Origin of the sequence: Haloferax mucosum ATCC BAA-1512, assembly GCF_000337815.1 — an archaeon.
GTDB classification, from domain to species: domain Archaea; phylum Halobacteriota; class Halobacteria; order Halobacteriales; family Haloferacaceae; genus Haloferax; species Haloferax mucosum.
This window is the reverse complement of the sequence record NZ_AOLN01000018.1, coordinates 292,035-315,800: the sequence shown is the minus strand read 5'-3', so window position 1 is coordinate 315,800 and position 23,766 is coordinate 292,035. Positions and strand designations below refer to the sequence as shown.

The window sequence follows — 23,766 nt, the reverse complement described above, 5'->3', positions numbered from 1 at the left end:
CCCGAGACGGGCCAAGAGCGGCGAGTTAGCGACCGTCTGAAACGACTTCGATAGCGTCCAGCGCGATTTGTACTGTGTCTTCGTCGAGGTCGCTCTCGCGGAGGTCGGTCGGGTCGTACCAGCCCCACACGTCGGGGTCGGCTTCACCCGGTGCAGGGTCGATGTCGCGGGAGCCGACGCGGGCGTAGTAGACGTGGTCGATGTGTTGGTGGCCGACCGACCCGTCGCCGTGAACGTTGATGTCGTAGAGCATCTGGTATCGCGGGTGCGGAAGCACCTCGCCGTCGGGTGCCGGAACCGAGTCGGTATCGTCGACGAGCGTGGGGTCGAGACCCGTCTCCTCGCGGACTTCGCGCAGGCCGGCCTCGTGCGGGAGTTCGTCGCGGTCCACGTGGCCGCCCGGCGGGATACGGATGCCGAGGCGTTCGTGTCGGTGAAGGGCGACCGCGCCGTCGTTGACGATGTACACTGTGGCGGTAAAATGTCGGGTGGTCTCCATACCCGTGGCTACGGTCGGCATGATATCCGTGTTACGAAAAGACCGGGCCGGTTAGGGAATCTGCGTCTGTTCTTCGGCTTCGAGGAGTTCGTGGTAGCGGTTGCGAATCGTCACTTCGGAGATGTTCGCAACATCGGAGACCTCGTTTTGAGTCACCTTCTCGTTGGTGAGAAGTGAGGCCGCGTAGACTGCGGCGGCGGCGAGACCGACCGGCGACTTCCCTGAATGGACACCCTGTTCTTTGGCGTTTTTCAAGAGTTGACGCGCGCGACGCTCTGATTCGTCCGAGATGCCGAGTTCGCTGGCGAACCGCGGCACGTACTGTTCGGGGTCGGCGGGCTTGATTTCGAGTTTGAGTTCGCGGACGACGTAGCGGTAGGTGCGGGCGATTTCGTCTTTTTCGACGCGCGAAACACTCGTAATCTCGTCGAGCGAGCGGGGGGTGTCGGCCATGCGGGCCGCGGCGTACAGCGAGGACGTGGCGACGCCCTCGATGGAACGGCCGGGGAGCAAGTCGTCGTTGAGTGCACGCCGGTAGATGACCGAGGTTGTCTCGCGGACGTTCTCGGGGAGACCGAGCGCGGATGCCATGCGGTCGATTTCGCCGAGCGCCTGCTTCAGGTTCCGTTCCTTGGAGTCGCGGGTGCGGAACCGCTCGTTCCACGTGCGGAGCCGTTGCATCTTTTCGCGCTGTCGGGACGACAGCGACCGGCCGTAGGCGTCTTTGTTCTGCCAGCCGATGTTGGTCGAAAGCCCCTTGTCGTGCATCATGTTGGTGGTCGGCGCACCGACACGGGACTTCTGGTCTTTCTCCGAGGAATTGAACGCGCGCCACTCCGGCCCGCGGTCTATCTCGTTTTCTTCGACGACGAGACCACACTCGTCACAGACTGTCTCTCCGTGTTCCGAATCGGAGACGAGAGCCTCCGAGCCGCATTCGGGACACGAAAGCGTCTGCTCTCGGTCGCTTTCGCTCTGCTTGGTATCTCTAGATTTCTGATTGCGCACGCGCGCGTTGTCGGTCGTGAAACGTCGGACACTTTCTGTCATTGTGTGCGAGAGAAGCAACTGGGAACGGTCGTTCTCCATCTATTCGTATTGAGGGCGATTACTTATATCTGACGGCGAGTCGAGGACGAAATTGGGTAGATTTCCGATTGCGCGGCCGAAGTAGGTCCGGAAATTCGGAGAACGCAACAAAGACGAAACGTCGCACACCGAAACCCTTACTCCCGGTCTCCGTTACCTCCGATACATGAGCGATACGCCCGTTGACGCCGACGAGGTACGACACGTCGCCGAGTTGGCGCGGGTTGACCTCGACGAGGACGAGGTCGAGGAGTTCACGACGCAGTTCGCGGACATCCTCGAATACTTCGACGCCCTCGACGAGGTACCCGAAGTCAACCGCGAGGACGAACTGGTGAACGTGATGCGCCCCGACGAGGTCCGCGACGGACTGACACAGGAAGAGGCGCTTTCGAACGCCGCAGAGACCGAAGACGGCTTCTTCAAGGGTCCGCGGGTGTCCTAAATGTCGCTGAACGCATTCATCACGAAGGAGACGCTGGAAAGCGACGACGACGGCCCGCTCGCCGGGAAATCAATCGCCGTGAAGGACAACATCTCGACCGAAGGTCTGCGGACGACCTGCGGGTCTGCGATGCTCGAAGAGTACGTCCCGCCGTACGACGCGACGGTCGTCGAGCGCCTGAAAGACGCCGGTGCGACTATCGTCGGCAAGGCTAACATGGACGAATTCGGGATGGGGACGACCACCGAGACCTCCGCGTTCGGCGCGACCAAGAACCCGGTTGACGAAACGCGCGTCCCCGGCGGGTCCTCCGGTGGCTCTGCGGCCGCCGTCGCCGCCGGCGAGGCCGACCTCGCGCTCGGAAGCGACACGGGTGGCTCCATTCGCTGTCCCGCCGCGTTCTGCGGCGTCGTCGGCATCAAGCCCACCTACGGTCTCGTCTCGCGCTACGGTCTCATCGCCTACGCGAACTCCCTCGAACAGATCGGCCCGATTGCGCCGACCGTAGAGGGCGCCGCCGCACTCCTCGACGTTATCGCCGGTCCCGACGACCGAGACGGCACGACCCACGACGAGGGTGCGGACTCCGACTACGCCTCGGCCGCCGACGGCGACGTCGAAGGATTGACTATCGGCGTCCCGACCGAACTGGTCGAAGGTGCCGACGAAGGCGTCGAAGAAGCCTTCTGGGACGCACTGGACGAACTCGAAGCACAGGGCGCGGAGTACCACGAGGTGAGCATGCCCTCTATCGAGAAGGCGGTCGCCGCCTACTACGTCATCGCCATGTCCGAAGCGTCTTCGAACCTCGCGCGCTTCGACGGCGTCCGATACGGCAAATCCGGCGGCTACGAGGGTAACTGGAACGACGCCTTCGCTCGCGCCCGCGAGGAAGGCTTCGGTTCCGAGGTCAAACGTCGCATCCTCCTCGGCACGTACGCTCTTTCGGCTGGGTATCACGACAAGTACTACGCGAAGGCTCAAGACGCCCGCGCGTGGGTCAAACAGGACTTCGACTCGGCGTTCGAGGACGTTGACGTGCTCGCGTCGCCGACGATGCCCGTGCCGCCGTTCGAACTCGGCGAGAGCCTCGACGACCCGCTCCAGATGTATCTCGCCGACGCGAACACCGTGCCGGTGAACCTCGCAAACCTCCCCGCGATTTCCGTCCCCGCGGGCGAGACCGAGGGCCTACCGGTCGGTCTTCAACTCATCGGACCGAAGTTCGGTGAAGAGACTATCGTCCGGGCCGCGTCCGCGGTCGAAAATTAAGCGACGCGACTATTTTCGCGGGACAGGTTACGACGACGGTTCGACCGATATCTCGACCGACTCCGAGCCGTCGCGCCATCTGATGTGGTACTGCATCCCGCCCCCGTGCTCCGGGTCGTCGAGAGTTGGCGTGTACGCGTGTGTCCACGTTTTCGACTCACCGGGCGCGATTCGAGCGAAACGCGACCGACCGGCCGGTATGCAGTGTACGGTCCGGAGCGGTTGAGCGCTCCAACGAACATCCCCTCGACCGACCCCTCGTTCGGCGTCCGAATTCGACGTCCGCCGCAGACTTTTTTCCAAATGTGTTATGAGGTGACAAAGGCCTAGTGAGCACTGTAGTACTAACTCTTGAGCCGCTCGCCGCCAAAACGACAGTGACAGCCACAATGAACGCATGCCCACTGGGCGCACTAAATACCGAATTATAGGGGGGATGAATACTGAGTCAGTAATATATCGTTCACTAATTTTGGATTCGACAGTCGAACCGACATGCCGATAGTTTTTCCACGACCCGACGCGCACGCCGGAACGTCATGTATATCATCGTCGTCGGCGCCGGCAACATCGGGACGCCGCTCATCGAAATCGCCACCGAGGGCGGTAACGAGGTCGTCGTCGTCGAGCGCGACGAGGCGAAAGCCGAGGCCGCGGCGTCTGAATTCGACTGTCTCGTGCTCAACGACGACGCCACGGTCAAACGGACGCTCGAAGAGGCCGGCGCGGACCGCGCCGACGCTATCATCACGACGACCGACAAGGACGCCACCAACATCATGGTCTGTCTGTTGGCGAAGGAACTCGAAATCCCGGATATCGTCTCTGTCGTCCACAACCCCGAGCACATGAGTCTCTATCGGCAAATCGGCGTCAACACGATGGAGAACCCACAGCGACTCATCGCGGAGTATCTCTACCGAGCGGTCAAACGGCCCTCTATCGTCGATTACATGCGCATCGGCGACCGCGCCGAGGTGTTCGAAATCCGCGTCGAAGAGGAGGCACCAATCGAGGGGCGGACCATTCAGGAAGCCGCACAGGACGGTCTCCTCGACGGCGATACACTCATCGTCGCCATCGAGCGTGAGGAGAGCGACGGTCCCGTTACGCCACGCGGAGACACGGTTATCGGCGCAGACGACCTGTTGACTGTCTACTCCGCGAAGGGTGCGACGCCGGACGTGACTGACGTGTTCGGCCACTACGAGGACCACTGATGACGCGGCGCGGACGGTTGGTCGCCGGGTGGCCCGCCGACCTCGCGGTTATCGGCCGCGACGTCGGGTCGCTTCTCGCCATGGAATCGTTGCTAATGACCGTCTCGGTTCTCGTCGCCGTCGGATTCGGTGAGTGGTACGCCGCGCTCGCGTTCTTCACCGCCGCGGGTGCGACCGCCGGAGTCGGTCTCGGTGCGCGAAGCGCGTTCGACGAAGCGCCCGTACCGCGCATGAAACACGGGATGATAATCGCCGCCGCGGGCTGGTTCGCTACGGCCGCGTTCGGCTCGCTCCCGTTTTTCCTGACGGCCCATTTCGCCTCCGAGTCGGTGTTTACCGCGCTCGTCCCGGCGGGCGTCGAATACAGCCAGTCGAGTCTCGTCTACTTCCGAGACCCGTTGCACGCGCTCTTCGAGAGCATGAGCGGCTGGACCGGCAGTGGTCTGACGATGGGGATTCACGAACCGTCGCTTCCGCGGACGATTCAGTGGTGGCGTTCTCTCATCCAGTGGGTCGGCGGCGTGGGTGTCATCGTCCTCACCGTCTCGATTCTCTCGCGGCCCGGAAGCGGGAGTTACGCCCTCTATCGCGGTGAGGCCCGCGAGGAGAAGATTCACCCGAGCGTCGTCTCGACGGTTCGGACGGTCTGGAAGATTTTCGTCGGCTACACGTTGCTTTCTGTCGCTGTCCTCTTTGTCGCCATCCGAACGAGCGACTACGGCGCGGCGCTTCCCCTGTGGGAGGCCGGTTGGCAGGCGCTCAACCACGCGATGACGGGGCTTTCGACCGGCGGATTCGCCGTCACCGACAACTCCATCGGGACGTACAACTCGCCGCTCATCGAGACGATTCTGTTGCCCATCATGGCGCTCGGCGCAATCGCCTTTCCCATCCACTACACCATCCTCCGAAACCGCGACATCGACAAGTTGTGGACAGACCTCCAGACGCGGTGGTTGTTCGTCATCTTCGCCGTCGGCGGTGTCGTACTCGCGCTTCAGAATCTCGTTTCGCTTCCCGCGACCGCCGGCACGGCGTTCGTCGAAACGGCCGATTACTTCGGACTCTCGACGCTCGCCGGCGGCCTGGAAGCCGACGTCGTCCGCGATTCGGCGTTCCACTGGGTCAGCGCGCTTTCGTGTACCGGCTTTCAGGCCGCCCCGCTCGGTCAGTGGTCGGACGGCGGGAAACTGCTTCTCTCCGGAGCGATGACGCTCGGCGGTGCGGCCGGTTCGACCGTCGGCGGCATCAAAATCATCCGCGGATACACTATCTCTCGCGGCATTCAGTGGCAGTTCTCTCGCGTGTTCCTGCCCGAAAGCGCCGTCGTGAACATCGAGATGAACGGTCGGCGACTGTCTCGGCCCGAGATGGACCGCGAGTTCTCCGAGGCGGCCATCGTGTCGATGCTCTGGGTGCTCTTGCTCGTCGCGTCGAGCGTTCTCCTCGTGAACCTCGCCCCGGAGGGGTTCACCTACGCGGACGCGCTGTTCGAAGTCGCATCGGCGCAAGGCAACGTCGGCATCTCGACGGGCATCACGGGACCGTCCATGCATCCGATCGCGGAGACGATGTTCCTCTTCAACATGTGGATCGGACGGCTCGAAATCATTCCCGTGTTGGTGTTCTTCCGGGCGGTTATCTACGGCCTGAACCCGTAGTACCGGCTTTCGGCGTGTGGTTGGTTCTATCGCCGCCAGTACTCCGGCGTGAAGATGACAAGCACCGGTAGAATCTCCAGTCGTCCCACCCACATCAGGAGGACCATGTACAGTTTCGAACTGTTGGAGAAGTCGAGGTAGCTCCCCATCGGACCGACGATGCCGAAGCCCGGGCCGACGTTTCCGAGCGTCGCGGCGACGGCGCTCATCGTTTCGAGGATACTCACGTCGAAGCCGACGCGAGCGGCGTCGAGGTGGACCAGTCCTACCGAGATGAAGAACAACACGAGATACAGGAGCGTAAAGGCGTAGATACCGCGAATAGCGCGTTCATCGACCGCGCGGCCGGCGAGTCGAACCGGACGAATCGCCTCCGGGTGCGCCGTCGTAAACAGTTCTCGGCGGAGCGATTTCAGGATGACGTACCAACGGACGATTTTGACGGCACCGCCGGTCGAACCGCCGGACCCGCCGATGAACATGGCGAACAAGAGCAGGTACTGCGTCGGCGCGCTCCACGCGTTGAAGTCGATGCTCGCGTAGCCGGTCGTCGTGACGATGGAGACGACTTGAAACAGCGACTGGCGAACCGCCGGTTCGACGTTGCCGATAATGGCCGTGCGGATGCCTTCGAGGTACACTTGGTCGTAGGTTTCGCCCGCAGGAGCGACGGACATGAGTCCGTCACCGAGGAAGAGTAATCCCGCGAGAATGGCCGAGATAACGCCGATGATGCCGAGATAGGACTTGAATTCGGTGTCGCGGACGAGGCGTTTCGGGTCGCCAGTGAGGACGTGCCAGAAGAGCGCGAAGTTGGTCCCCGCGGCGAGCATGAAGGGGATGATAACCCACTGCGCCGCGGCAGAAAACGCCTCGATACTCTTTGCTTCCGGTGAGAATCCCCCGGTCGGCATCGTCGTCAACCCGTGGGCGATAGCGTTGTAGACGCCCATGTTCGTGGCGTGGCCGGTGACGTTGAGTCCGTAGAGGAGGACGATTTCGAGGACCGTGAGGCCGAGATACGCGCCCCAGAGCGCGCGGGCCGTCTCGGCGATGCGCGGCGTGAGCTTTTCGATGCCGGGGCCGGGCGCTTCCGCGTCCATCAGTTGTGCGCCACCGACCGAGAGTTCGGGCAGAATCGCCACCGCGAGGACGACGATACCCATCCCGCCGAGCCACTGGGTGAGTTGCCGCCACATCATGATGCCACGTGTGTGCGAGTCGAACGAGATGTCACCGAGAACCGTCGCTCCGGTCGTCGTAAAGCCGCTCATCGTCTCGAAGAGTGCGTTCACCGGGTTGGCGAGGGTCGATCCGGGATGAATCGGCTCGAAGAGAAACGGGATGCCGTGGGCCTCGATGAGATACGGGATAGTACCGACGAGCGTCACGGCAAACCACGTCGTTGCGACCATTAGGAAGCCCTCTCTGGTCCCGATGTCGGGGTCTTCGGCGAGACGTTCGAGTCCCGTCCCGACGAGGACCGTGACGGCCATCGTGACGACGAACGGTAACACCGACTCACCGTAGTACAGTGCGACGACGAGAGGGAAACAAAGCGGGACTGTGAGATACTTCAGTACGGTCCCGACGAGACGCAGGCTGGCTCTGTAATCGACCCGCAATTTCATCCGTGGACTAACGTACTGCGCGCCGGGTTCTTCCCTGTTCGGGTTCGCCTGCGCGTCAGAGAACGACCCAAAAATAGCTCCGAGCACGCCTAAACGGGCGTTGTACCGCAGTAACAGCAGTTAAGCGCGCGCACGGCACCGAGGAGAGACACGGGGACACAGGGACGCGTGGACGCGGAATAGGAAGACAGAAAATCAGGTCAGAGTCGCTTACAGTTTCGGCGACACTTCGTCGGTGACATAGCTATCGACGAAGACGACGACGTGGTCGCCTGGTTTAATGATGGTGTCACCACGAGGCGTTATGAACTCGCGTCGTCGCGTGATTGCGCCGATGACGACGCCTTCGGGGAGCGACGCAATCGACTCGCGGATGGGTTTCCCGGCGAGTATGCTTTCGGCGTCAATTTCGATTTCGAGCACCTCGGCCTTGTCCGATTCGATGAGTGCGACGTTCTCCGCGCCGCCGTCGCGGGTAAAGCGCGTTATCTCCTCGGCGACGACTTCTCGGGGGCTGACGCCGACGCTGACGCCGACGGCCTCGAAGAGGTCCACGTACGGCGTCGTGTCGATGACTGCGACGGTTCGTTCGACGCCCAGTCGGGCGGCTAAAAGCGAGACAAGCAGGTTCTTCTCGTCGGAGTCGAGCGCGGAGACGAGCAGGTCGGCGTCGCCGATGTACTCGCGTTCGAGGAAGTCGATGTCGGTCGCATCGCTTTCCATGACGATGGTTCCGGGTAGCTCTTCGGCGAGTTCGCGGGCACGATCTGCGTCCTGTTCGATGAGTCGCGGCTTGAACCCGCGTTCTTCGAGCAGTCTGGCGACGTGGTAGCCGATTTCGCTCCCGCCGACGATGACGACCTCTTCTGCCGTGCCCGGCGGCTCGTCCGGTGAAACCGAACTCGCAAAGCCTTGAACGCTCTGTGGACTACCGATGACGACGACGCGGTCGCCCGGTTCGATAACGGTGTCACCGCGTGGAATCGTCACCTCGCCGTCTCGGAGAATCGCCGCGAACGTGAGCGCGTCGAACCGGTCGGCCTCGCTGACGGTCTGGTTCGCAACGGGGCTTTCTTCGTTAACTTCGAACTCGGCCATCTGAACCTGTCCGCCCGCGAACGGGTCTACGTCGCGGGCGGCCGGAAGCCCGACGACGCGGACGATAGACTCCGCGGCGAGCAGGTTCGTACAGACCATGAAGTCGATGCCGAAGGCCTTCTCAGAGCGTTGCCACGTCCGGAGATACTCCGTGTTTTTCACGCGGGCGATGGTGAACGCGTTGGAGATGGCTTTGGCCGTCGCGCACGCGACGATGTTCGTCTCGTCGTCGTCGGTCGATGCGATGACCATGTCGGCGCGCTCGACGTCCGCTTCTTCGAGCGTATCGACGGACGTCCCGTCGCCGTGAAGCGCGAGCACGTCGAGCGAGTAGTTCAGTTCGTCGACTCGCTCGGGGTCGCAGTCGATAATGACGACTTCGTGGGAGTTGTCCAGGTCGGCCGCGATCGACGACCCCACCTGCCCAGCGCCGATGATTATCACGCGCACGAGTGACCAGCCCCTATCATACGTCTTCGTTGGACTGCCTGCGCGTATGTGCATTTCCCTTCGACACGCGGAGCCGTTTCGACGTCGAAAAGCAGTGTGTCGGTCACGTATTGCGATTCGTGTGTATCGTCAGTTCGACCCGCCGGGGGCGGCCTTCGATGTCGGCGACGATTCGCTCGACGATGCGCTCTGCTTCCTTCTGGAGGACGGGCTTTACTTTCTCGACGACCCAGCCGAGAGAGACGAACCGCGGCAGGTCGATATCGCCAGCCGAGACGCTCTGTGTGTCGTACTCGACCTCGAAAAAGACGCGACAGGCCGTCTCGGCGTCCGACGGTGCGTGCTCCGGCAGTTCGTCGAGCGACTCGACGCGCCAGCGACCCACCGCGTCGATGTCCTTGATAATCGACCAGTCGATTCGCGTCGGCGGCGTCACGTCCGTCACCTCCGACTTCGCGGTGTAGGTAAGTTTCCACCACGAGAAGTGGAGATCGTATTTCGTCCCCGGCGATCCGTCGCCAAACTGCCGTACGTCCCGGAGATGCTTCGAGTAGTTGGCGTACCGCGGGAAGTCCACGAGGAAGTCGTATACCTCCTCAGGCGGCAGGTAGACGACGGTGCTGACGGCTATCTCGTCCACGAACCAGCATTTGCTCGGGGTAAACTAAGCCTTGTGGGCTGGCGGTTCGGTGACCCGTCCCGTACATCATCGCAATCGCAACATATAATCGGCCCCTGTCGAGACCTACAGCCGAATGGTGGGGGGGACGCTGCGGGACATCAGGTCCGAAATTCGGGCGCTGGCATGTTCCGATGGCGACTACATAGTTGTGTGCGGACGGACCGGGACAGAACCCGGTGCGGTAATTGGGCGACAGTTTCCTGACCGGCACAGCGCCGGCGAGGCCGCGGAGCTGGTGAGTGACTACCGTGCTGTCCTTCGACGGTACGACCCCGGAGTACCGTACCACGAGCCGTTGGTCAACGAGTTGTCTGAGCGGCCGATGCAACCGCTCGAGATAGACTCGGGTGACAGACACGCTCGGTACAGCGCGTTCTGTCACGATATCTCGGGGGCGCTGTTCGAAGCGCTCGCGGAGACGGGCCACCGAGTCGTCGAATCGGCGGCGATGGAGACGTATCTCACGCTGACTGAGGTCGTCGAAGACCACGACAATTTCTGTCTGACCATGCTGTGGAGTCTGATGAGCGAACTCGACGTTCGTCTCTCCCAGGCGGAACAGACGACGGTTATCGAGACGGCCGCGTCGTTTTTTGCGCCGCGGACAACGCCAAATCCGGTCGGTGTGACGCTTCGAACCCTTCAATCGGTCGGGTTCATCGACGGCTTTTCGATGCGCTCGGTGTGCGAAACGGACGAGAGACGAGCGGGCGCGGACCCGCCGGAGACCGCAGGCGAGACGTGGGAACTCACGGTTGGTCAGTACGCGCTCGCGGAGCGAACCGGCCGCATCCCGACGCTTCCAGTTGCGGTCTGTCTGCGCCGCTGTGCGCCGGAGTTCGGGGTTCGGTTCATCGGCGGTGAGGCGCTTTCTGATGGCCGGTGGCGGCTTCGAGTGCAACTCGTCCCCGGCGGCGACTCGGCGGGGCTCGTCAGCGTCGAAGCCATCGAAAACCGCTGGCTCAACGACACTGGCGCGTCACAACAGCTGTAACGGTCGCCGACGCCACGCCGGTCGCTCGCAACACCCATACGGCTTTAGTCGCCGCTTGGCTATCTCCGGATATGAGCGAATCACAACCACGGGATGTCCTCGTCGTCGGCGGTGGCGTCGCAGGGCTTACCGCGGCGACGTTTCTCGCACGTGCCGGTCTCGATACGCTCGTCGTGAACGAAGGCGAGTCTATCGTCCGCCGAAACGCGCACCTCGAAAACGTGGCGGGCTTTCCCGCGGGCGTCAACAGCCGACTGTTCACCGACCTCCTCACGGAGCAGGCAGACCGGAGCGGCGCGAACAGGCAGACCGGGCGCGTCGTCGCGCTCGACGTCCTCGGTGACGCGGACGACCCGAGGTTCCGTGCGACGGTCGAATCCGAAGCCGGCGAGGAATCGATTACCGCCACGCGGGTCGTCGCCGCTTCGTGGTCTGACGCGTCGTATCTCGAAGGGACCGGTGTCGAACTCCGAGACGCCGGGTCGAAAACGTACGTCGATGTCGATGACTGCGGTCGAACCGCCGTCTCCGGACTGTACGCCGCCGGCCGCATCACCGAAATCTACCACCAGACGGTCGTCGCCGCCGGCGACGCCGCGGAAACGGCCATCACGCTCGTCCACGACTCTGAGACGCCGTTCTACAACGACTGGGTGACGCCGACCGGCTACTTCACGGACCGCGGGCGAGAGGTCCCGCCGGCGTGTGAGGAAATCGACGCCGACGAGCGCGAACGCCGCGAGGCAGAATCGCGCGCAGTCATGCAATCGTTCTTCGCAGAACCGCACGCCGAACCACAGCGGACACATCCGAGCCTGGTTGACGACGAACTCGGACGACTAGACGAGTAGTTCGCCGCTATCCGGCTCTGAGTCCTCGCTCGTGCTCGTGTGCGAGTCCGTGTTCGCGGACGCGAATCCTTTTAACCGCTAGCGGGCGCAGAGACGAGTGAATGCTCGAAGGTGTGAACGTCGCGCTCGGGGTGACGGGTAGTATCGCGGCCGTGAAAGTCGTCGAGTTGGCGCACGAACTCCGTCGGCACGGTGCGTCGGTTCGTGCAGTGATGACCGACGCATCGACGGGAATCATCCACCCGTGGGCCGTCGAGTTCGCCACCGAACACGACGTGGTGACAGAAATCACCGGTCGCGTCGAACACGTCGAACTCTGCGGCCGCGACGGGTGGGCGGACGTCTTTCTCGTCGCGCCGGCGACGGCCAACACGGTCGGGAAGATAGCCAGCGCCATCGACGACTCGCCTGTCACGACCTGTGCGACCACTGCGCTCGGGGCCGGCGTCCCGGTCGTCGTCACACCTGCGATGCACGAGCCGATGTACGACCATCCGGGCGTCGCAGACGCCATCGACCGCGTGCGGTCGTGGGACGTCGAGTTCGTCACCCCGCGTCTCGAAGAGGGGAAAGCCAAAATCGCCACCGAGGAGGCCGTCATCACCGGCGTTGCGAAGGCGACGTCGGAACAGACGCTCGCCGGGAAATCAGTCGTCGTCACCGCCGGTGCGACGACGGAGTCTATCGACCCCATTCGAACCCTGTCGAACCGCGCGTCGGGCCGGACGGGACGCGCAGTCGCCCGCGCGCTCGCCATCCGCGGTGCGGACGTGACGCTCGTCCACGACGGCGGCGACGTTCACTACGCGGACGTGCTCGGTATCGAATCGGCGGCCGAGATGCTCGATGCGGTCGAGGCGGCGGTCGAAGCCGGCGCGGACGCGCTCGTCTCTGCGGCGGCCATCTCTGATTTCACCGTCGATGCCGCCGACCAGAAGATTCGCTCGGGTGAGGCCCGCACGCTTGACCTCGAACCCACGCCGAAGCTCATCGACACGGTTCGTGAGTCGCATCCGGACCTGCCCATCGTCGGCTTCAAGGCTGAGACGACGGGGGACGACGACGCGATGGTCGGCGAGGCGAGACGCATCATGGACCGCGTCGGTCTCGCGTTCGTCGTCGCCAACGACGCCTCGGTGATGGGTGCCGAGGAGACGCGCGCACTGATTGTCCACGACGGCGAGACGGGCGAGTTCGTCGGCTCGAAAGACGGACTCGGCGCTCGCGTGGCGGCCGAACTAAAAACAGTACTCGTACAAGAGACCGAGGATTGACCGACGATTAGTCGTCGGCGTCGGCTTCGGTCATCAGGTCGTCTTCGTCACCGGGCCATTCGACGCCATCGACGAATGGGACGCCCATCCGTTGGGCGGCCTGCGAAATCATGTGCGCGCCGGTCGGGGCGGTGAGGAACAAAAACAGCACCGTCACGAGTGCCATCAGTCCGTCACCGTGCGGCAGGTAGTACACCGACGCGGCGAGGGCGATAGAGGCCGCACCGAGGGTGGTCGCCTTCGACGTGGCGTGCATCCGGTTGTAGATGGTGGGGAACCGAAGCAGGCCGATGGTCCCGACGACGAGGAAGAACCCTCCGACGAGGACAAGCAGGCCGACGAGGGCCGCGCGGACGGGACCGACCGTCACGGCGGCGGTGGCTTCGGCGCTCATTCGATGATGTCCCCCTCCGTGACGTACCGAGCCACGGTAATCGTGCTGATAAACCCGATAATGGCGAGCACGAGGCTCACACCGACGAAGAAGCCCTGCCCGGAGAACATAGCGTACAGGGCGGCGATGGCGACGACGTTCGTCCCAATCGTGTCGAGTGCGACGACGCGGTCGGGAACCGTCGGCCCGCGAATGACGCGGTAACTCACGAGGAGCGTCAGCCCCGCCGCAAGGACGAGTCCGGCGAACAACGCGTCGTCCAACAACGAGAGGTACGCCGGGTCAGCCATGTTGCTCACCTCCCGCGACAGCCGCGGTCTGTCCGTCTTCCCCGTCGGCCTGCACTTGTGGCGCAGGGTCGCCGGGCTTCAGTTCTTCGTCGAAGATGACGAGCGCGTAATCTTCCCACCGGCGAATCGGTTCGAGGATGCCGTCGGGGTCGCTCCCGTCGATGCTGTGCACGTACAGCGTGTTCGTGTCGTCGTCGTAATCCATGGTCAACGTCCCCGGAGTCAGGGTGATACTGTTCGCAATCGTCGTGATGGCGACGGCCGAACGCACGCGGAGCGGGACCTCCACGACGGCCGGGTCGATAGGCATCGACGGCGACAGCGTCCGTCGAGCCACGTCGATGTTCGCCGTGAGGAGTTCCCAGAGGAACGTCGTCAGGTACAACACCGCGTAGGGTGCGGCCTGGGCGCTCCGTCGGACAGACGTCTCGTCCGCGTAGAATCGCCGGAAGAAGTACGCGATACCCATCCCGACGCCGAGTCCGATGAGGAACTCTTCGAAGAGTCGCACCGGCGTGAGTTCGGTCCCGCGGACGAACAGCCAGAGGATGGCCATGACGACCCCTGAAATTGGCCAGCGGCGACTCATGCGTGGCCACCTCCAGTCGCGGCTTCGAGACCGACGCCTGGACCGTTCATCACGGCGTCGATGTAGCCGTTCGTATCGAGCGCGGCGTGGGCCGCGGCGTCGGCCGTGGCAAAAAGCGCCTCGAAACCGATGCCGAAGCCGATGGCGGCGACCGCGAGCGCAACGACCACCGTCACCTGCGTGGTGAGTTCGAGTCGTTCGAGGTTGCCGTCGCCACCGTCGGTCATCGCCACGTCACGCGAGCCAATCGACCAGCGGTCAGGGAGCGCCGCGTTCACGAGGTCGCTCGGGCGGCCCCAGAACACCGCGTTCCACGCGCGGGTGTAGTAGGCGATGGTCAAGATTGCACCGGCGAGGGCGACTGCAAGCGCGAGTCCGGCACCGGCGGCCCCGGCGGCGAACGCCTCCGCGGCGGCTTGGAAGACGAGGTACTTCCCGAAGAAGCCCGAAAGCGGTGGGACGCCGATGAGCGTCAGCGCACCGAGGAGGAAGCCCGCCGCGAGCACCGGTGCGCGGTTTGCGAGACCGCCGAGGTCGGAGATGCGGTCGCTTCCGATGGTGTCCTGAATGGTGCCGCTTGCGAGGAACAGCAGGCTCTTGGCGAGACCGTGGTTGAACGCGTAGACGAGCGCGGCGGTCACGCCGAGCACGCGAACGGTCTCGGACGGTGCGGTCGCGGCCACCGCAAGCGGGAGGACGATAAAGCCCACCTGGCTGATAGAGGAGAACGCGAGGATACCATCCACGTCGTCGCGGCCGACGGCCCCGATACCGCCGAGGATGATGCTGACCGCGGCCATGACGAACATGACCGGGCCGAAGAAGCCGAGGAAGGAGTTTCCGGAGATGCCGAGGAACGAGAGGTCGATAGCGGCCGCGGCGAAGATGGTGAAGTACAGCCGGATGATGGCGTAGACGCCGACCTTCTTCACGACACCAGCGAGCATCGCAGTCACCGGTGACGGAGCGGCGCGGTAGGCCGCCGGCACCCAAAACTGGAAGGGTGCGAGACCGGCCTTCAGCGCGAAGACCGAAAACAACACCGCGGAGAGACCGAGTGTCGGGAGGAGCGCAACGTCGTACGCGCCGGGCGCGGCGAGTCGCTGGGCCAAGTCGGCCATGTTGAGCGTGCCGGTCGTGCTGTAGAGACCACCGATGGCGATGAGCATCACCGCGCTCCCGATGAGGTTGAGCACGACGTAGTTGAGCGCCGCGCGGGTGTGCTCGCGCCCGGAGTAGAACAACACGAGGATGTAACTCGACATGAGCATGACCTCGAACCAGACGAACAGGTTGAAGATGTCGCCGGTGAGGAACGAGCCGGTCACACCGACCACCATGAAGTGATACAGCGGGTGGTAGCTGAGTCGCTGGCCGAACCCATCGACCGAGGCGATGGAGTACACGAGCACCAGAAGCGACACGAAGCCGGTGAGCGCCAGCATGAACACCGAGAGCGCGTCGGCGACGAGCGAGATACCGAACGGCGCGGCCCAGTTAGAGACTTGATAGACGAGCGTGGCCGGTTCGCTCCCGAGGGGGAGAATCACCTCGTCGAACAGCGCGACGACGGCGACGAGATAGCCGACCGCGCCGAGCAGACTGACCGTCCGCTGGAGTATGTCGCTCGGGCGCGTGAGCAGTGTCAGAATGGCTGTCACGAGGGCCACGAGGAGCGGTGCGATGACGAGCGTACTCATCTGCTACCTCCGAGTTCGTACATGTCGATAGTTCCGTGTTCCTCGTACACCCGGTAGGTCAAGACGAGAGCCAGCGCCGTCGTCCCGAATCCGATGACGATGGCGGTGAGCACCAACGCCTGAACGATTGGGTCCGACGTGGCCGCAACATCGCCGCCACCGTGACCGGAGAGGATGGGCGCGAGACCGTCGAACCCGCCCATGGTGACGAGGTAGACGTTCGCCGATTGACTGATGATGCTGATACCCCAGACGACGCGTACGACGTCCCGACGGAGGACGAGATACGTGCCGATGGTGAAGAGAACGCCGAGAACGACGGCGAGGAATACTTGTGTCATTCGTTACCGACCTCCGCGACAATCGTGAGAAGGCCACCGACGACGGCGAAGAAGACGCCGATGTCGAAGGCGAACGCGCTCGCAACTTCGAGTTCGTGGTAAATCGGGATGCCCTCCACGAACAACACGCCCTGCGTCAGGAACGGCATGTCGAATGCGAGCGGTGCGAGGCTGGATGCGACCGCGAGCGCGAGGCCGAGCGAGGCCATCCAGCGATAGCTCTCGACGAGTTGGTGTCGCTCTGACCCGTCGGGGGCGATGTCGAGAATCTCGCGCTGGATGAACTCCAGCCCGAAGATGACGTACACGAGCGCGAAGGCGGCGGCGGCGAGGACGGCCCCGATGAAACCGCCGCCCGGCAGGTTGTGTCCGCGGAACAAAAGCGCAATCGCCGTCACCAAGATGATCGGGACGACGATGCGCGCGACGGTCCGTGAGATGACCGTCGTACGACCGGACGAGCCGCTCATTGGGTCTCACCCTGTCCACGCATGCGAACCAGCGTCAAGATGGCGAGTGACGCCATCACGACGACTGAAATCTCACCCATCGTATCGATTCCCCGGAAGTCAACGAGGATGACGTTGACGATGTTCGACCCACCGCCGAAGTCCGCGAAGAACGGCGGATGCTCGGCAGGGACGCCCCCGCGTTCGATGAAGAACCGCTGTAGGAGCGGGTCTGGCGATGCATCCGTCGAAAAGAGGACGGTGAGAGCCACCGTCGTGCCGACGGCCAACGAGAGAAGCCCGTCTCGGATGGAGACGGTCCTGTCGGGTGCGTCGCCGTAGAACGCCGGAAGGCGGTCCAAGACGAGCAGGAAGATGACCAACACGAGCGTCTCGACCACGAGTTGCGTCAACGCGAGGTCGGGCGCGTCCGCGAGGATGTAGAAGATTGCGACCATGAAGCCGACGATAGAGAGCGTCAGCACACCGGCGACGTGCGACGGCGCGATGTCCACCGCGAACGCGGCGACGAGCGCCACGAGTAAGACGAGCACGATGGGGATCGAAACGCTGAGTCCGTCGATGGCCGGTATCTGCAGGCCGGCGGCCGCGTAGCCGCCGAGTGCGAGCGCGACGAAGCCGAAGAGACTCCACGTCGCGTACGTGCGAAGGAGACCGGTCTGAACCTTCGGTGTGACCGCGACGCTCGTAGTCGTCAGGCCTTCGACGAAGTTATCGTACCACCAGTTGGCGCGAGTCGGACCGCGAAGGGCCGCGTTGATACCGTCGTGGAGGGTGTCGTAGAACGGGAACGACACCGCGCCGACGACGATTGTGATGATACTCATGATGACGTACGGCGTCAGTTCAGTGGGGAAGTGCACCGAAAACGAGTGCGCGTCGCCGGGGACGACACTCCCGTAGACCTCGCCGACGAGACCCTCGATGAAGAGGTTCGGCTGTGCCGAGATTGCGAGCACGAGCGCGCCGAGAATGGCCGGCGGAACGAGCATCGCAATCGGCGGGCGGTGGACGTGACCCAGTCCGTCGGGTTCGTCGCCGAAGAACAGCGAGGCGAACTTGATGGAATAGAGGAACGTGAAGATGCTCCCGAACACCGCCACGACCGGGAAGACCCACGCGATACCTCCCATGTGTTTTGCGGCGTAGTAGGTCGATTCGAACAACAGCTCCTTCGAGTAGAAGCCGTTGAACGGCGGGAACCCGGCCATCGAAAGCGATGCGACGACCGCGATAACCGCCGTAATTGGGAGGTGTTTCCGAAGCCCGCCGAGGCGGTCAATCTTCCGTGTTCCGGCCTCGTGAGCGATGATTCCGGCGACCATGAACAGCGCCGCCTTGAAGCTCGCGTGGTTCAGGATGTGGAACGCGCCGGCTTCGGCACCGTAGCTGTTTGCGAAGCCGAACGCGGCGATGATGAGACCGAGGTGCGAGGCGGTGGAGTACGCGAGCAGTTCCTTGATGTCGGTCGCGCTCACCGCGAGCATGGCCGCGACGGTCATCGTCAGCAGGCCGAGCACGGCGAAAATAAGCGTCCACTCGCCGAGGACCGCCGCGTCCTCCGGAAGGAACAGCGGTCGGAAGCGGCCGACGAGGTAGACGCCAGCTTTGACCATCGTCGCGGAATGAAGGAACGCCGAGACCGGCGTCGGGGCTTCCATCGCGTTCGGAAGCCACACGTGAAACGGGACCTGCGCGGACTTCGTCGCCGCGCCGAGACCGACGAGAACGAGCACGGGAACGAGCAGTCCGGAGGCGGAAAGCACCTCGCGGATCGCGTCCGCGTGCGCGATGAGTGTCTGAATGCTGTAGGTCGTCCCCTCGATGGCCGTCGTCTGTCCGGACGCCCAGACCAAAAGGAGGAAGCCGACTAGCATGAACAGGCCACCGGAGACGGTGATTAGCATCGACTTCCGGGCGGCGTACTGGGACGCTTTCTCCCCGGTGTAGTGACCGATGAGAATGAACGACGAGAGACTCGTCAGCTCCCAGAAGACGAAGAGGGCGATGAGGTCGCCTGCGAGGGCCACCCCGAGCATCGACCCCATGAATGCCAACAGCGTCGCGTAGTATTTCGCCTGGCCCGGCTCGCCGTGCATGTAGCCTCCCGAGTAGGTAAGGATGAGCACGCCGACACCGCTGGCGAGGAAGGCGATGAGAAGCGCCAACCCGTCTACGTGAAACGCCAGCGAGACGCCGAGCGAGGGAATCCATTCGAACGCAACGGTTCCATCTGCCCCCGCGAGATACTGGTCCGTCACGAGGCCGAGAGTGACCAACGCGACGGCGGCCGCGAAGTACGCCGTGCGCTCACCGAGGAGCCGATAGACGGCAGGGGTGAACGCCGCGGCGAGAAACGGCAGGAAGACGACCGCGAGGACGACTTCCGGTGTGGGTTGCACGGGAGAAATTGTGGGTAGCGCAGACTTAGGTGTTGTCAAACCCATCGGCCCTTCGCTGTCGAATCAACTCAAAAAGCTGTCCGTATTCCAAATAAAACCGGTATATTGATTGATATTCAAATTTGAACGTAAATGATTGGCAACTCACTTTGCGATTGTGAACTGCCGGTGACAGCGGCTGTCTCACGATAGCACTCGTCTGAGGTGGGACCACTGTGATTGGTCTCGGTCCCGACGACCCGGAGCACTGGCGATTTGAGCAGTCAGAGATACCGGTTGTGCGTCTTCGACTCCGGCGGGAAAAACCCGTTCTTGTGCGGGTGGTTGTCACGGGGTCGCAACTACTTTATACACACATTCGGACGCTTTGACCAGGATGGATGGAAGTGTGGCGAGCAACGAACTACTCAACGTGCTCGGGGATACTGAGTCGAGAGCGCTTCTCGTGGCGCTCCGTCGGGAACCGCGGTCCGCAAAAGAACTCGGTGAGACACTCAACCGCTCACTTCCGACAGTGTACCGGCGACTCGACCAACTGTGTGGGTGTGGTCTCGTCGCATCGACCACGAGGGTCCGAGACGACGGCACGCACTACCGCCAGTACGAGTGTACGTTCGACCGGACGATGGTTTCGCTGTCGGAAGAGGGATTTTTCGTCGAAGTCGTCTCGGACGACCAATCGGCCGGTAGCGAACACCGCGACGCAGACACCGAGTAAATCGTCGTCGCTTCCGTCTCAGCGCTCTCGTTTCGAGACCGAGAGCACGTCCCTTGTAAAACCCGGCTAAAAGCGGTCTTTCCTCACATTCGAGCCGAGAGTGATATTTGCATTCAAACGCAATTTTGTCAGTTCAACAGTACTAGACAATCACTCTCAAATTATCGTTGAAGAACATAATAACACCGCGCGGTCGTCTATTTTTCAGCGAGCGAAAGTCCACCTCCACATTTATAGCATCGAGAGACTATCTGAATTCCATGAAGTGTCCAGGCGCGCGCTCCGGGCAGGGAGACGCGCAGCGTCAGGGCGTGGGGGGAAGCGAATGATAATCGACCCGGCACGGATGGCATCCGTAAACGGACCGGGACCCGACAGTGATGTCGCAATGGAGGCGATTCGGGACACGTCTGAGGGGGCTGTCTCGTTGGTCGCCGTTTACGGTGCGACAGCGTTCGATCTGTTTCACGTCGGGGGGACGGTCCGTGAGGCCTTCGGGAGCCGCGACGAACTCGTCGCACACTTGAGTTCGCTCGCCGAGGAGACTCGGCGCGAGTTCATGGAACGGGGGTTGTTCTCCGGACTCAGTCCGGTTCAGAACAGCGTCGAATACCGGTTCAAAGAGCGTGACGACTACGGTGTCTTGCAGGTGTACTGTGGCGGTCGTGGCATGTTGCTCTTCGTCGAACCGGACGAACCCGTCGAACCGCTCGTGCGGACGGCTTCACAGCTCCTCGGCGGTATGTAACCGTACTCGGGACCGTGCTGTCCCGAGGCGACAACCTATCGTAGCGTTTGCACGGTAGTGCACACTCCATCGAACGCCGTCGTGCGGTCGGCTGTGTACCCAATTGCAAACGCGACTCTTATGTTCGAGTGACGACGCCGACCGCGTCGAGTGACAACGCGGCCACGAACGTCTTCGGGAGCCACGCCCTCGGGAGTCGATACCGCGCATCGTGGGTCGCCGTGTCCGACAGGCTTCGAACCGCCACATTTTATGTCTAACCCGGGAAACGGGCGTCATGGACCAGTTGCGGCAGTCCCTTCTCGACGCGCCGATCATCGAAAAAGGAGACTACGAGTACTTCGTTCATCCCATCAGTGACGGCGTCCCGATGCTCAAGCCGGGACTCCTTCGTGAGATTGTCATCAGAATCATCCGCAAGGCGGACCTCGAAGACGTGGACAAAATCGTCACGCCTGCGGCCATGGGTATCCACATCTCGACCGCAGTGTCGCTCATGACCGACATCCCGCTCGTCGTCATCCGCAAGCGCGAGTATGGACTCGACGGCGAGGTGTCGCTCCACCAGCAGACCGGATACTCCGAAGGCGACATGTTCATCAACGACGTCAACGAGGGCGACCGCGTGCTCGTTCTCGACGACGTGCTTTCGACCGGCGGCACGATGAAAGCCGTCCTCGACGCGCTCGACCACATCGGCGCGGATGTCGTTGACACCGTCGCCATCATCAAGAAAGCCGGCCCGACCGAACTCGACGATTCGGACCATCACGTCAAGACGCTCATCAACGTGACCGTCGAAGACGGTGAAGTCGTCATCGTTGACGAACACGGCGACGACTGACGACGCTCGAAACCAACTCGCTGTTTTCCCGGGCAACTGCGTTCGACGCCAGCCACAGCGCCGCTGTTCGAACCGTTGCTGTGGGCGCGCTCGGCTCCCTTTATGAGTGTTCGTGCCGCGTCGAACAGAAAACAACTTCTAAACTATTTATTTATTTTCGTATACTGCGGCGGGGTGATTTCGAAACAATGTCAGTTAATCGGAATTTATTTATATATGTAGTCGTTCACACAGTTCATGGTTCGCGGTAACATTATCCAGCCAAATCGACGAACGCTTTTGAAAACGCTCGGTGCAGGTGGTCTCGCCGGACTTGCGGGGTGCACCGGCGAACGCAACGAGGACGCTTCCGGTGACGACGGAAGTGGGGGTGGGACCGACTCGGCGGACGGCGGCGACCTCGGAAGCACGCTTCTCGGTCCCGACGGCGAACAGGTGACGCTCAGCATGGTCTACTCCACCGGGGGCCAGACGACCAAAACCATCGCCCAGTTCATCAAACAGGAGTACGGAAAGCTGGGAATCGGTGTCGAGTTGACCGGCGTGCCGTTCAACACGATGCTCTCAAAGTACGCACAGAACACGTACTCGCCCGAGGGTGGCGAAGAGCGGTCGTCGTTCAACGCCGGTCCCCGCGACGAGGCGACGAGCACGGAACAGTGGGACCTGATGCTCGGTATCGGTTTCAACTCCTACCCGCGAACACCGACGTCGATTCGTCCGTTCTGGACGAGCGAGGAAAAGCGCAAACAATCGACGACTAACTTCTACGGCTACCGCCCGAGCGAGAACATCGCGGGAATGCTCGATGAGGCGTCCAAACAGACAGACGAGGCGAAACGACAGGAACTCCTCGCCGATGTGTTTGGTGTTCTCAGCCACGACCAACCGGTGAACTTCTACGAGTTCTCGGTCGACCTCAACGGGTTCCAGAAAGACGTGCAGGGTATCAAACCCGGACAAAACATCGACTACAACTACCAGCAGTACTTTCGCGGTGATTCCGGTGGCTCGGCCTCGATGTCAGGTGGTTACAGCTACGGAGAGGGCACGGACGCGAAGACGCTCAACCCGATTCGCATCAACGACGAGTCGTCTTCGGACCGTCTCGCGCTCACTCTCGACGGAGCGTACACGTTCGACAACGACAACGAGGTCGTCTACCTCTGGGTCGAGTCTATCGACACCGACGACAAGCAAAATTACGAGTTCACCCTCCGCGACAACCTCCAGTGGGGCGGCGACTACGGCCAGATGACCGCCGACGACTGGGTGTACTACATCAAAGAGGTCCACCAAGCAGAAGACAACTGGGCCGGTGACGTGAACCAGTCAGATTGGTTCCGCAACGACGAACCCATCCCGGTGGAAAAGACCGGCAAACTGAGCTTCGAAATCCAACTTCCCGAGGTTGACCCGTCGTTCGTCAAGAAACCCATCATGTGGGGGGCGATGTGTCTACCGAAAGGTCTCGTCGAGCAGTACCGCGACGTGGAAGACGGCGGCAACAAGCTCAACCAGTCGAACGCGATTCAGGAGATTACCTACTCCGGCAACCTCGGTCCGTACACGTTCGACCGCTGGGACCGCGAATCGGTGTTCGTGGCGAAACGAAACGAAGACTACTACCTGCGCGACGTGGCGGGCTACGACGAGACGCCGAACTTCGAGGAGTACAAGTTCCAAGTGTTCGGTGAGCAATCGACGCGCTTGTCGGCGTTCGAAACCGGTGAAATCGACCAACTGTTGCTCCCGTCGTCGAAGGCGAAGAAGTTCGAGGACCTCGACTCCACGAAGGTCATTCAGACGCCGAACGCGTTCTGTTCGATTCTCGCGTACAACCAGCGTGCAAACGGCTGGGACCAACTGCGCACCCGCGAGGTTCGGCACGCGCTCTCGATGGGTGTGAACAAAAAGACCATCGTCGAGAACATCGACCGCGGATACGCCTCGGTCGCACACACCCACCAGCCAGCGTTCTCCGACTGGTTCGACGACACCAAGGTCGAAAAGACCGGCGTCGGCGAGCACTACGACACTGCGAAGGCCAAACAGATGCTCGCCGACAACCTGTCCGGCGACTACTCGTTCGAATGATGCTGGA

At 62.4% G+C, this 23,766-nt stretch carries 23 protein-coding genes; 11 read left to right on the top strand and 12 right to left on the bottom strand.

Going from position 1 to position 23,766, the window contains the following annotated elements; all coding sequences use genetic code 11:
* Window positions 1-25 precede the first annotated feature (25 nt).
* Both C440_RS14290 and C440_RS14285 read right to left on the bottom strand, forming a co-directional pair.
* Window positions 26-499 (bottom strand): NUDIX hydrolase, encoded by a 474-nt coding sequence (locus C440_RS14290; RefSeq protein ID WP_008321292.1) that lies wholly within the window; start codon window positions 497-499, stop codon window positions 26-28.
* Between the two features lie 51 nt (window positions 500-550).
* Window positions 551-1,549: a transcription initiation factor IIB gene (locus tag C440_RS14285; RefSeq protein WP_394324853.1), complete on the bottom strand. Its 999-nt coding sequence runs from the start codon at window positions 1,547-1,549 to the stop codon at window positions 551-553.
* Between the two features lie 205 nt (window positions 1,550-1,754).
* On the opposite strand from C440_RS14285, the gene gatC reads away from it, so the two are divergent.
* The 4 genes from gatC to C440_RS14260 all read left to right on the top strand — a co-directional run bounded on the left by gatC (window position 1,755) and on the right by C440_RS14260 (window position 6,186).
* Window positions 1,755-2,033 carry an Asp-tRNA(Asn)/Glu-tRNA(Gln) amidotransferase subunit GatC gene (gatC, locus tag C440_RS14280; protein ID WP_008321290.1) on the top strand — a complete coding sequence of 93 codons (279 nt, stop codon included), beginning with the start codon at window positions 1,755-1,757 and terminating at the stop codon, window positions 2,031-2,033.
* Entirely contained in the window at window positions 2,034-3,305 is a 1,272-nt protein-coding gene (gene gatA / locus C440_RS14275; protein ID WP_008321289.1) for an Asp-tRNA(Asn)/Glu-tRNA(Gln) amidotransferase subunit GatA, read from the top strand. It abuts the gene before it with no gap.
* Window positions 3,306-3,844: 539 nt separating this feature from the next.
* Window positions 3,845-4,525 (top strand): potassium channel family protein, encoded by a 681-nt coding sequence (locus C440_RS14265; protein ID WP_008321288.1) that lies wholly within the window; start codon window positions 3,845-3,847, stop codon window positions 4,523-4,525.
* A complete protein-coding gene (locus C440_RS14260; RefSeq protein WP_008321287.1) occupies window positions 4,525-6,186 on the top strand; it encodes a TrkH family potassium uptake protein in 1,662 nt (553 codons plus the stop codon). The genes C440_RS14265 and C440_RS14260 overlap by 1 nt, the downstream gene beginning before the upstream one ends.
* Before the next feature lie 26 nt (window positions 6,187-6,212).
* Here the strand turns inward: C440_RS14260 and C440_RS14255 are convergent, their stop codons facing one another.
* From C440_RS14255 to C440_RS14245, 3 genes are all read right to left on the bottom strand, one after another.
* Window positions 6,213-7,817, bottom strand: coding sequence for a TrkH family potassium uptake protein (locus C440_RS14255; RefSeq protein ID WP_008321286.1), 1,605 nt, complete (start codon window positions 7,815-7,817; stop codon window positions 6,213-6,215).
* A 210-nt stretch (window positions 7,818-8,027) separates the two neighbouring features.
* A complete protein-coding gene (gene trkA / locus C440_RS14250) occupies window positions 8,028-9,365 on the bottom strand; it encodes a Trk system potassium transporter TrkA (protein ID WP_008321285.1) in 1,338 nt (445 codons plus the stop codon).
* 103 nt (window positions 9,366-9,468) lie between these two features.
* Window positions 9,469-10,005, bottom strand: coding sequence for a type II toxin-antitoxin system RatA family toxin (locus tag C440_RS14245; RefSeq protein WP_008321284.1), 537 nt, complete (start codon window positions 10,003-10,005; stop codon window positions 9,469-9,471).
* 115 nt (window positions 10,006-10,120) lie between these two features.
* Here C440_RS14245 and C440_RS14240 point away from each other — a divergent pair, with 115 nt between their 5' ends.
* The 3 genes from C440_RS14240 (at window position 10,121) to coaBC (ending at window position 13,166) form a co-directional block, all read left to right on the top strand.
* On the top strand, window positions 10,121-11,041 hold the full coding sequence (locus C440_RS14240) for a DUF7551 domain-containing protein (protein WP_049915888.1): 921 nt from the start codon (window positions 10,121-10,123) through the stop codon (window positions 11,039-11,041).
* Window positions 11,042-11,112: 71 nt separating this feature from the next.
* The gene (locus C440_RS14235) at window positions 11,113-11,892 is read left to right on the top strand and encodes an FAD-dependent oxidoreductase (protein WP_008321281.1); all 780 of its coding nucleotides are present in this window, start codon (window positions 11,113-11,115) and stop codon (window positions 11,890-11,892) included.
* A gap of 101 nt (window positions 11,893-11,993) precedes the next feature.
* Complete coding sequence (coaBC, locus tag C440_RS14230; protein ID WP_008321280.1) at window positions 11,994-13,166, top strand: bifunctional phosphopantothenoylcysteine decarboxylase/phosphopantothenate--cysteine ligase CoaBC; 1,173 nt, start codon at window positions 11,994-11,996, stop codon at window positions 13,164-13,166.
* A gap of 7 nt (window positions 13,167-13,173) precedes the next feature.
* On the opposite strand, the gene mnhG is transcribed toward coaBC, so the two are convergent.
* Genes mnhG through mbhE form a run of 7 tightly spaced genes read right to left on the bottom strand, consistent with a single transcriptional unit; the run spans window position 13,174 to window position 19,352 of the window.
* On the bottom strand, window positions 13,174-13,560 hold the full coding sequence (gene mnhG / locus C440_RS14225) for a monovalent cation/H(+) antiporter subunit G (protein ID WP_008321279.1): 387 nt from the start codon (window positions 13,558-13,560) through the stop codon (window positions 13,174-13,176).
* Window positions 13,557-13,850 carry a monovalent cation/H+ antiporter complex subunit F gene (locus C440_RS14220; RefSeq protein ID WP_008321278.1) on the bottom strand — a complete coding sequence of 98 codons (294 nt, stop codon included), beginning with the start codon at window positions 13,848-13,850 and terminating at the stop codon, window positions 13,557-13,559. Before C440_RS14220 ends, mnhG begins: the two co-directional genes overlap by 4 nt.
* Window positions 13,843-14,439, bottom strand: coding sequence for a Na+/H+ antiporter subunit E (locus tag C440_RS14215; protein WP_049915886.1), 597 nt, complete (start codon window positions 14,437-14,439; stop codon window positions 13,843-13,845). Before C440_RS14215 ends, C440_RS14220 begins: the two co-directional genes overlap by 8 nt.
* Window positions 14,436-16,139 carry a Na+/H+ antiporter subunit D gene (locus C440_RS14210; protein WP_008321276.1) on the bottom strand — a complete coding sequence of 568 codons (1,704 nt, stop codon included), beginning with the start codon at window positions 16,137-16,139 and terminating at the stop codon, window positions 14,436-14,438. Before C440_RS14210 ends, C440_RS14215 begins: the two co-directional genes overlap by 4 nt.
* A complete protein-coding gene (locus tag C440_RS14205; protein ID WP_008321275.1) occupies window positions 16,136-16,480 on the bottom strand; it encodes a sodium:proton antiporter in 345 nt (114 codons plus the stop codon). Before C440_RS14205 ends, C440_RS14210 begins: the two co-directional genes overlap by 4 nt.
* A complete protein-coding gene (locus C440_RS14200) occupies window positions 16,477-16,950 on the bottom strand; it encodes an MnhB domain-containing protein (protein ID WP_008321274.1) in 474 nt (157 codons plus the stop codon). The genes C440_RS14205 and C440_RS14200 overlap by 4 nt, the downstream gene beginning before the upstream one ends.
* Window positions 16,947-19,352 carry a hydrogen gas-evolving membrane-bound hydrogenase subunit E gene (gene mbhE, locus C440_RS14195; RefSeq protein WP_008321273.1) on the bottom strand — a complete coding sequence of 802 codons (2,406 nt, stop codon included), beginning with the start codon at window positions 19,350-19,352 and terminating at the stop codon, window positions 16,947-16,949. The genes C440_RS14200 and mbhE overlap by 4 nt, the downstream gene beginning before the upstream one ends.
* A gap of 376 nt (window positions 19,353-19,728) precedes the next feature.
* On the opposite strand from mbhE, the gene C440_RS14190 reads away from it, so the two are divergent.
* The 4 genes from C440_RS14190 to C440_RS14175 all read left to right on the top strand — a co-directional run bounded on the left by C440_RS14190 (window position 19,729) and on the right by C440_RS14175 (window position 23,759).
* Window positions 19,729-20,070, top strand: a complete 342-nt coding sequence (locus tag C440_RS14190) for a winged helix-turn-helix domain-containing protein (RefSeq protein ID WP_008321272.1) — start codon at window positions 19,729-19,731, stop codon at window positions 20,068-20,070.
* A gap of 346 nt (window positions 20,071-20,416) precedes the next feature.
* Window positions 20,417-20,818, top strand: a complete 402-nt coding sequence (locus C440_RS14185) for a hypothetical protein (RefSeq protein ID WP_049915883.1) — start codon at window positions 20,417-20,419, stop codon at window positions 20,816-20,818.
* A 277-nt stretch (window positions 20,819-21,095) separates the two neighbouring features.
* The gene (gene hpt / locus C440_RS14180; protein WP_008321270.1) at window positions 21,096-21,662 is read left to right on the top strand and encodes a hypoxanthine/guanine phosphoribosyltransferase; all 567 of its coding nucleotides are present in this window, start codon (window positions 21,096-21,098) and stop codon (window positions 21,660-21,662) included.
* A gap of 237 nt (window positions 21,663-21,899) precedes the next feature.
* The gene (locus C440_RS14175) at window positions 21,900-23,759 is read left to right on the top strand and encodes an ABC transporter substrate-binding protein (RefSeq protein WP_008321269.1); all 1,860 of its coding nucleotides are present in this window, start codon (window positions 21,900-21,902) and stop codon (window positions 23,757-23,759) included.
* The last annotated feature ends 7 nt before the right edge of the window (window positions 23,760-23,766 follow it).

What these genes read in the sequence shown, in the direction of transcription:
- C440_RS14290 (WP_008321292.1), bottom strand. Translation starts at nt 499, where the DNA reads ATGGAGACCACCCGACATTTTACCGCCACAGTGTACATCGTCAACGAC.
- C440_RS14285 (WP_394324853.1), bottom strand. Translation starts at nt 1,549, where the DNA reads ATGACAGAAAGTGTCCGACGTTTCACGACCGACAACGCGCGCGTGCGC.
- gatC (WP_008321290.1), top strand. Translation starts at nt 1,755, where the DNA reads ATGAGCGATACGCCCGTTGACGCCGACGAGGTACGACACGTCGCCGAG.
- gatA (WP_008321289.1), top strand. Translation starts at nt 2,034, where the DNA reads ATGTCGCTGAACGCATTCATCACGAAGGAGACGCTGGAAAGCGACGAC.
- C440_RS14265 (WP_008321288.1), top strand. Translation starts at nt 3,845, where the DNA reads ATGTATATCATCGTCGTCGGCGCCGGCAACATCGGGACGCCGCTCATC.
- C440_RS14260 (WP_008321287.1), top strand. Translation starts at nt 4,525, where the DNA reads ATGACGCGGCGCGGACGGTTGGTCGCCGGGTGGCCCGCCGACCTCGCG.
- C440_RS14255 (WP_008321286.1), bottom strand. Translation starts at nt 7,817, where the DNA reads ATGAAATTGCGGGTCGATTACAGAGCCAGCCTGCGTCTCGTCGGGACC.
- C440_RS14240 (WP_049915888.1), top strand. Translation starts at nt 10,121, where the DNA reads ATGGTGGGGGGGACGCTGCGGGACATCAGGTCCGAAATTCGGGCGCTG.
- C440_RS14235 (WP_008321281.1), top strand. Translation starts at nt 11,113, where the DNA reads ATGAGCGAATCACAACCACGGGATGTCCTCGTCGTCGGCGGTGGCGTC.
- coaBC (WP_008321280.1), top strand. Translation starts at nt 11,994, where the DNA reads ATGCTCGAAGGTGTGAACGTCGCGCTCGGGGTGACGGGTAGTATCGCG.
- mnhG (WP_008321279.1), bottom strand. Translation starts at nt 13,560, where the DNA reads ATGAGCGCCGAAGCCACCGCCGCCGTGACGGTCGGTCCCGTCCGCGCG.
- C440_RS14220 (WP_008321278.1), bottom strand. Translation starts at nt 13,850, where the DNA reads ATGGCTGACCCGGCGTACCTCTCGTTGTTGGACGACGCGTTGTTCGCC.
- C440_RS14215 (WP_049915886.1), bottom strand. Translation starts at nt 14,439, where the DNA reads ATGAGTCGCCGCTGGCCAATTTCAGGGGTCGTCATGGCCATCCTCTGG.
- C440_RS14210 (WP_008321276.1), bottom strand. Translation starts at nt 16,139, where the DNA reads ATGAGTACGCTCGTCATCGCACCGCTCCTCGTGGCCCTCGTGACAGCC.
- C440_RS14205 (WP_008321275.1), bottom strand. Translation starts at nt 16,480, where the DNA reads ATGACACAAGTATTCCTCGCCGTCGTTCTCGGCGTTCTCTTCACCATC.
- C440_RS14200 (WP_008321274.1), bottom strand. Translation starts at nt 16,950, where the DNA reads ATGAGCGGCTCGTCCGGTCGTACGACGGTCATCTCACGGACCGTCGCG.
- C440_RS14190 (WP_008321272.1), top strand. Translation starts at nt 19,729, where the DNA reads ATGGATGGAAGTGTGGCGAGCAACGAACTACTCAACGTGCTCGGGGAT.
- C440_RS14185 (WP_049915883.1), top strand. Translation starts at nt 20,417, where the DNA reads ATGGCATCCGTAAACGGACCGGGACCCGACAGTGATGTCGCAATGGAG.
- hpt (WP_008321270.1), top strand. Translation starts at nt 21,096, where the DNA reads ATGGACCAGTTGCGGCAGTCCCTTCTCGACGCGCCGATCATCGAAAAA.
- C440_RS14175 (WP_008321269.1), top strand. Translation starts at nt 21,900, where the DNA reads ATGGTTCGCGGTAACATTATCCAGCCAAATCGACGAACGCTTTTGAAA.